Source organism: Chamaesiphon sp. OTE_75_metabat_556 (genome assembly GCF_031378165.1).
Classification (GTDB): Bacteria; Cyanobacteriota; Cyanobacteriia; order Cyanobacteriales; family Chamaesiphonaceae; genus Chamaesiphon.
Genome location: NZ_JANNDR010000472.1, coordinates 1 through 6,626, shown reverse-complemented (window position 1 = coordinate 6,626; position 6,626 = coordinate 1). Strand labels below are relative to the sequence as shown.

The window sequence follows — 6,626 nt, the reverse complement described above, 5'->3', positions numbered from 1 at the left end:
CAAACTGACAGCAACCAGTAAAATTGAGCCTCCCAAAAATAGTAATGGATCGATAATGGTCAAAATTAGTCGATCGGCAAAAGTCGATCGGTGATGAGTGAAAAAAGGTTATTCATCGCGCTCGCGAGCAGATTGAGGGCGGTTCGCTGCGTCCAGTTCGCGCAGCGATTGACTGGCGGTCACACCAGCCGCAATTGAGGCTGCTAAACGATCTAGTGTCTCCTGCCAGCGATTGCCAGCCGCCGCCGAGAGCTTGTCAGCTTGCAGTTGGACGCTACTAGAGATATCTTCGGCCATTTGCGGGACGGCCGTTAGCGTTTTGCCCAAAATTTTGCGCGTATCTCGTCCTGTCCGGGGAGCCATCAGGATGCCAGTAATGGTACCAATTGCGGCACCGATCGCGATGCCGCCGATAAATGTGCTGGGGTGTTTATCTGCCATAGAGCGATACTACTTAGCCGAATATGTATTAGTTTAGACCAATCTTGGATCGCTGCCATTGTCCGCGATCGGATTGGGGATAGTTGTTGGTGCAGTCTACCGTCAGGTAATCGCCATCGGTTTGGAGTGTCGTCCCCTCCCAAATTGCGCTCCAATCGGGCATAAATCCATTTAACGACAAAATACCCAGCGATTGCCCCGATCCAGTGCTAGCGAGACACACTGACTTACTCTGAATAAATGGCTCGTTAGGGCTTATCCTGAGAATCGAGCGTTGGTTTGTCGGGAGTATTGACGATCGCCCGCAGTCGCAGCCAGACAGTCATTACTAATAATAGAGCGATCCCGATCGCCGTCACGACAATCGCCATCTGCCTGATCCCCTGCATCCGCATCGCAATCATGCCTCCAGCAAGTGTCACTCCCCACAAAATCACCGCCGAATGTCGTTGGGAAAACCCTTGTTGTAACAACCGATGGTGTAGATGATCTTTCCCTGGCGTACTCAGCGGATTTTGGCCAGCGAGCAGTCGCTTGATAATTACTTGGCTGGTATCGACAACTGGGACGAGAAATAACAGCACCGTCGGAATCAATGAAGTCACAGTCGTCACTTTGGCTCCACCCAAAATACTCGTAGCGGCCAAGACATAGCCCAAGAAGTAAGATCCCGCATCACCCATAAAAATCCGCGAGGGATGATAATTGTGACGCAAAAACCCCAATGCGGCTCCGCCGACTCCTGCTGAAATCAACGTCGCCGCAGCTCGGACTTCAAATTGAGCAGATGCTGCCAGCAGACTCATGGCCGTAATAAAACTCACGCCGCCAGCTAAACCATCGATCCCATCCATCAAGTTCACAGCATTGGTAATGCCCACGATCCATAACACCGTGGCGACAATCGATAAAATTCCATCGATCGGTGCCCCAAAATAAACGATATGAATTTGGATGCCGCAGACTACTAATAATAGTGCGGTCAAAACCTGAACGAGCAGTCTAAATAGTGCTGGCAAACCACCAAATTGATCGTCGATAAATCCGACCAGAACTAGTACTGAGCCACCGAGTAAGATGGCCAAGATCGCGACTTGGACTTTGGCGATCACGATCGGCGCGAGACAGCCAGCTAAAATAATTGCTGCAATTACTCCTGCGTAAATTGCCAATCCACCCGCATTGGGGCGCGGCTCTTGATGCAATCTGCGGGCGTTAGGTTCGTCTGCCCATCCAACTTTGAGCGCAAAAGTTCGGACTTTGGGAATAAATAGATAGGTGACGATCCAGGCAAACATAAAAGTCAGCACTACGGAAAGCCAGCCGCGCCCTTGCGGATCGGCCACACCAATTGAATTCATAAAATTCTCAAAAGTCATGCAGGTCCCTGTTTAGATCGATCTTGGCTGTGATGGTGATGCAGATGAATGACTGGGTTGTGGCTATTGTCTACCTCTGTCGGCGCACAAGTCAAACATACTCCAAAAAATTCGAGCGTATGGTAGTAAATTTTAAACTGATGGAGCGATTCTAGTCTGTGTTCTAATTCTTCGACCGGACACTCATCGATCGGAATTGACTGCCCGCAATGCAAGCAGGTCAGATGATGTCTGTCTGCTTGGACACAACTATACAATGATTCGCCCGTTGATAATGTCCGACCTTGAACGACTCCTTCTAATTTTAGACTCTCTAGGGAGCGGTAGATAGTAGCTAGCCCGACTGACTGATCGCGAGTGCGTAACTCAATATAAATATCTTGAGCCGAAATTGCGCGATCGCATTGTTTCAGGAATTGTAAAATACGTTCTTGGCTGCGAGTTCGATCGGCTTTCATGGTGGGGAGCGGGGAGTGGGGAGTTGGGAGCCTTTGTTTTAAAAAACAGATTTGCTACTTCAGGGAGATCTCTAAAATGCCCAATGATCGATTGAGGAATAATAATTTCAATATTTAGATTGCGATCGAAATGTTAGCCAAGTTTGGTACTAGTTTACAATTGGGGATGGTAAATTTAAGTTGACACGTTGGCGTTGGCGTTGGCTAAGCCTGCCGGAGGCACAGACTCTGCCTTAGCAGAAGCCTACCAAAGGTAATCGCTGCATATCTAAATTATCGCAAAGTTGAGGGATTCCGTTGAACCAAAAATATCACGCTCGCATTTATGTTACGCTTCGTCCCTCCGTCCTCGATCCCGCAGGTACCGCCGTCCAATCTGGTTTAGCACATCTGGGCTACACTGATGTCGAGAGCGTCCGCATCGGCAAATACATCGAAGTCAATCTCAGTGCTGCCGACGAAACCGCCGCACACAAGCAACTCGATCTAATGTGCGACCAACTTTTGGCTAATCCGGTGATTGAGAATTATCGAATTGAATTAGTGGATAGGGAATAGTGAATAGTGGATAGAAAAGTCATCCCAAGTCCCCCCGTCCCGCGTCCACTAGTCCCCAGTCCCCACACTCCCTCCAAACTTAATTGTGAAATTCGGCATAATTGTCTTCCCTGGTTCCAACTGCGATCGCGATGTGGTGTATGTCACCCGCGATCTGCTCGGACAACCGACACGTACGATCTGGCATGAAGAAACCGACTTACACGATGTCGATGTCGTTGTGATTCCGGGTGGATTCAGTTATGGCGATTATCTCCGCTGTGGCGCGATCGCCAAATTTTCGCCGATTATGAAACAAGTCGTCGCCCATGCTCAGCAGGGTAAATATGTGTTAGGTATTTGTAATGGCTTTCAGGTGCTCACCGAGGCGGGATTGCTACCTGGGGCACTAGTCCGCAATCGCGATCTGCACTTTATCTGCGACAGGGTACCGCTGCAAGTCGAAAGTACCGATTCAGTCTGGACTCAAGGCTATACTACCACCAGCCAGATCGAACTCCCGATCGCCCATGGTGAAGGCTGCTACCACGCCGATCCCGATACTCTCGATCGATTAGAGTCCAACGGCCAAGTCTTATTCCGCTACGCTGGTAACAATCCCAATGGTTCACTCAATAATATTGCGGGCATCTGCAACGAAACCAAAAATGTCGTCGGGATGATGCCCCACCCAGAACGCGCCGCCGATCCCCTCCTCGGCAAAGCCGACGGCATTCATTTATTTAAAAGTCTGATTTAATCGATCGAGTAGAAAAATAGACCTGTCGATTGAATGGCGATCCGCTGAAATGTAAACGGTGGACATTGTCCACCCTATTTCTATTCACCATTCACGATCCACTATCCACCCTATTCCCTACCCTCTACCCTCTATGCCCTAGAAATGAACACTGGCAAACAAGGAGAAGAAGTTGTCGCCCAGTGGCTGACTAGTCGGGGTGGCAAGATTCTGCATCATCGCTGGCGATGGAAAAGAGGCGAAATCGACCTGATCGCGATCGAATCCGATACCCTACTATTTATCGAAGTCAAAACTCGCAATCGATCGAATTGGGATGCCGATGGACTCCTAGCAATTACCCCCCAGAAACAAGCCACGATCGTCCGCTCTGCCGAGCTATTTCTACTCAAACATTCCCACCTCGCTGAATATCCCTGTCGCTTTGATGTCGCGATCGTTCGCCATCAGCCAATTAACCGCGAGATCGTCGGTACGCCTTTACATATTGTGGCCGATCTCAATAGTGGCGAGCATCTGTTATTACTCGACTATCTTGCTAATGCTTTTGACGGCACCTAGCTTGAAGTTTTGTGATGCTCGATTACCTTTGGTAGGTTACGCCAACGACGATTGTTGGCAATTGCCGATCGAGATGTTATGCCAATATCGATCTCGAACAATCCCTGAAATCTCTCCAAAGAGATAATAGACACCCTAAACCAGATGAGTTTGGAGGCAAACTAGTTGGGGATCGCAATTTTTTAATAATTGGAAAATTTGATCGAAGAAATTGTATCGATCGATACCAGAAAAAGCGATTGAAAATATGCTGACATCAAGAATAAATACGTTATGATATTTCAGTAGATTTACAGTTGCGGGTAGAGTGCCACCTAAGACATGATGCCAGTAGTACGTGAATCTCTAGGTACCAAACGTGTTGGTAAATTGAGGCTGATGACCGAATACTGCAAAGTTCAACCTTTCTTTCCGGAAATTGCTTACGAGTGTGTGTAGTTTGTCTTTAGACGAACATTTCACTCAGGAGCGACGTCATAAATAGTTATCTCCAAAGGTACCATTAATACATCACATATTATGGGTTCTAATCTATCAAAGCTGGCTCGTTTGCTAGCAACTAGAATAATGTCTCAGGAAACCATCAATTCCCTACACTTACCGAAATTCGATCCACTCAAGCCGCTGCGTAATTGGTTGGACAATCTCAAAATTTCTAACCCCCGATTGGCTCACAATCTGTGTAAACTGATCCCTTCTCAATGCCCCTTTGAACGCGATCTCAATTTATTCGGACGCAAGCTCATCCACATCCCGCCGATGTGCAAACTCAACCCCCTCTATGAGGAAGTTGTCATGCTCCGGTTCAAGGCGATGTGTTATCTGGCTGACGAATGCGGCGAAGACATCAGCGAATATTGCTAATTCGGGGATCGGGGATATCGATCGTGCTTGACGTAGAATAGAAAGTCCAGCCTAGATCGATCGCCATATGTCCAAGCAACAGTCGTCACCACAGCCAGAACCACATTCGACATTAGCCGAAATTCGGGCGACGCGCCTGGTGAAAGCGGACAAACTCCGCGAATTAGGGATGAATCCCTACGCCTACAACTGGGTATCAACCCATCAAGCCGCTGCTTTACAGCTAGAGTACGCAGATTTAGCCAGTGGTGAGGAAGTAGATATCCCAGTCGCGATCGCCGGACGCATTATCGCCCGCCGAGTGATGGGTAAGTTAGCTTTTTTCAGCATTCAAGATGAAACGGGCACGATTCAACTTTATCTCAACAAACAGCAGATCGAAGAAGGGATGGCAGCAGTCCCCGATGCTTTTAGTCATCTCAAGCAATTAACCGACGTCGGCGATATCATCGGTGTCAAAGGAACGATTAAACGGACGGAGAAAGGCGAACTATCGATTCTCGTCAATGAGTATGTGATGTTGACGAAATCGCTACTGCCATTACCAGATAAATGGCATGGCTTAACCGACGTAGCCAAACGGTATCGCCAACGCTATGTAGATCTGATCGTGAATCCAGCGGTGCGCGATACCTTTAGAAAACGCGCTTTAATTACTTCTGGAATTCGCCGCTATCTCGAAAACCTCGACTTCATCGAAATCGAAACTCCCGTCTTGCAGTCAGAAGCCGGCGGTGCCGATGCGCGTCCCTTTAATACCTATCACAATACCCTGGAGATGCCGCTGTATCTGCGGATTGCCACCGAGTTACACCTGAAACGGTTGATCGTCGGTGGTTTTGAGAAGGTATTTGAATTGGGGCGGATTTTCCGCAACGAGGGCGTATCGACTCGTCACAATCCCGAATTTACTAGCATCGAGGTATATCAAGCCTATGCTGACTATGAAGGGATGATGACACTCACAGAGGAAATGATTACCACTGTCGCGCAGTCAGTACTAGGAACGTTGGAGATTAGCTATCAGGGCACGCCCATTAGTCTTACGGCTCCTTGGCGGCGGGTAACGATGAACAATATCGTCCAAGAAGTCACTGGTTTGGACTTTAGTAATTTCGATACTCTAGAGACAGCTCAAGCCGCCGTCAAAACGGCGGGGATTCATGGCTGCAATGACATTAAAACCCTTGGCAAGCTCTTAAATGAGGTATTCGAGCAAAAGTGTGAAGAAACCTTGATTCAGCCCACATTCGTCCTCGATTATCCCGTCGAAATCTCACCCCTCGCCAAACCCCATCGATCGAAACCAGGAATTGTCGAGCGGTTTGAACTATTCGCAGTCGGACGCGAATTAGCAAATAGTTTCTCAGAGTTAACCGATCCCGTCGATCAACGAGAAAGATTAGAAGCTCAAGCCACACGCAAAGCCGAAGGCGATAATGAAGCTCACGATGTCGATGAAGACTTCCTCACCGCTCTAGAATATGGAATGCCACCGACAGGCGGATTGGGAATCGGGATTGATCGATTGGTGATGCTGTTATGCGATTGTGCTAGTATCCGGGACGCGATCGCTTTCCCACTGCTCAAACCGGAATCGAATGAGTCTAATGATGATTAAAGCTG

At 48.3% G+C, this 6,626-nt stretch carries 9 protein-coding genes; 5 read left to right on the top strand and 4 right to left on the bottom strand.

Annotated elements, in window-relative coordinates:
• Nucleotides 1-108: 108 nt before the first annotated feature.
• From RMO27_RS19120 to RMO27_RS19105, 4 genes are all read right to left on the bottom strand, one after another.
• On the bottom strand, nt 109-441 hold the full coding sequence (locus RMO27_RS19120; protein WP_309735480.1) for a YtxH domain-containing protein: 333 nt from the start codon (nt 439-441) through the stop codon (nt 109-111).
• A 28-nt stretch (nt 442-469) separates the two neighbouring features.
• Complete coding sequence (locus tag RMO27_RS19115; protein WP_309735478.1) at nt 470-604, bottom strand: hypothetical protein; 135 nt, start codon at nt 602-604, stop codon at nt 470-472.
• An 85-nt stretch (nt 605-689) separates the two neighbouring features.
• Nucleotides 690-1,802 carry an MraY family glycosyltransferase gene (locus RMO27_RS19110; RefSeq protein WP_309735476.1) on the bottom strand — a complete coding sequence of 371 codons (1,113 nt, stop codon included), beginning with the start codon at nt 1,800-1,802 and terminating at the stop codon, nt 690-692.
• A gap of 14 nt (nt 1,803-1,816) precedes the next feature.
• A complete protein-coding gene (locus tag RMO27_RS19105; RefSeq protein ID WP_309735474.1) occupies nt 1,817-2,278 on the bottom strand; it encodes a Fur family transcriptional regulator in 462 nt (153 codons plus the stop codon).
• Between the two features lie 297 nt (nt 2,279-2,575).
• Between RMO27_RS19105 and purS the strand changes: the two genes are divergently transcribed.
• The 5 genes from purS (at nt 2,576) to lysS (ending at nt 6,621) form a co-directional block, all read left to right on the top strand.
• Nucleotides 2,576-2,836: a phosphoribosylformylglycinamidine synthase subunit PurS gene (gene purS, locus RMO27_RS19100; RefSeq protein ID WP_396133761.1), complete on the top strand. Its 261-nt coding sequence runs from the start codon at nt 2,576-2,578 to the stop codon at nt 2,834-2,836.
• A gap of 85 nt (nt 2,837-2,921) precedes the next feature.
• A complete protein-coding gene (purQ, locus tag RMO27_RS19095) occupies nt 2,922-3,575 on the top strand; it encodes a phosphoribosylformylglycinamidine synthase subunit PurQ (RefSeq protein WP_309735472.1) in 654 nt (217 codons plus the stop codon).
• Between the two features lie 144 nt (nt 3,576-3,719).
• Nucleotides 3,720-4,136: a YraN family protein gene (locus RMO27_RS19090; protein WP_309735470.1), complete on the top strand. Its 417-nt coding sequence runs from the start codon at nt 3,720-3,722 to the stop codon at nt 4,134-4,136.
• 567 nt (nt 4,137-4,703) lie between these two features.
• Nucleotides 4,704-5,000 (top strand): Mo-dependent nitrogenase C-terminal domain-containing protein, encoded by a 297-nt coding sequence (locus tag RMO27_RS19085; protein WP_309735468.1) that lies wholly within the window; start codon nt 4,704-4,706, stop codon nt 4,998-5,000.
• A 67-nt stretch (nt 5,001-5,067) separates the two neighbouring features.
• On the top strand, nt 5,068-6,621 hold the full coding sequence (gene lysS, locus RMO27_RS19080) for a lysine--tRNA ligase (RefSeq protein WP_309735465.1): 1,554 nt from the start codon (nt 5,068-5,070) through the stop codon (nt 6,619-6,621).
• Nucleotides 6,622-6,626 lie beyond the last annotated feature (5 nt).

Bases quoted from the DNA above. Each gene is read 5' to 3' on its own strand.
- RMO27_RS19120 (WP_309735480.1), bottom strand. From the start codon at position 441: ATGGCAGATAAACACCCCAGCACATTTATCGGCGGCATCGCGATCGGT.
- RMO27_RS19085 (WP_309735468.1), top strand. From the start codon at position 4,704: ATGTCTCAGGAAACCATCAATTCCCTACACTTACCGAAATTCGATCCA.
- RMO27_RS19115 (WP_309735478.1), bottom strand. From the start codon at position 604: ATGCCCGATTGGAGCGCAATTTGGGAGGGGACGACACTCCAAACCGAT.
- RMO27_RS19105 (WP_309735474.1), bottom strand. From the start codon at position 2,278: ATGAAAGCCGATCGAACTCGCAGCCAAGAACGTATTTTACAATTCCTG.
- RMO27_RS19110 (WP_309735476.1), bottom strand. From the start codon at position 1,802: ATGAATTCAATTGGTGTGGCCGATCCGCAAGGGCGCGGCTGGCTTTCC.
- RMO27_RS19090 (WP_309735470.1), top strand. From the start codon at position 3,720: ATGAACACTGGCAAACAAGGAGAAGAAGTTGTCGCCCAGTGGCTGACT.
- lysS (WP_309735465.1), top strand. From the start codon at position 5,068: ATGTCCAAGCAACAGTCGTCACCACAGCCAGAACCACATTCGACATTA.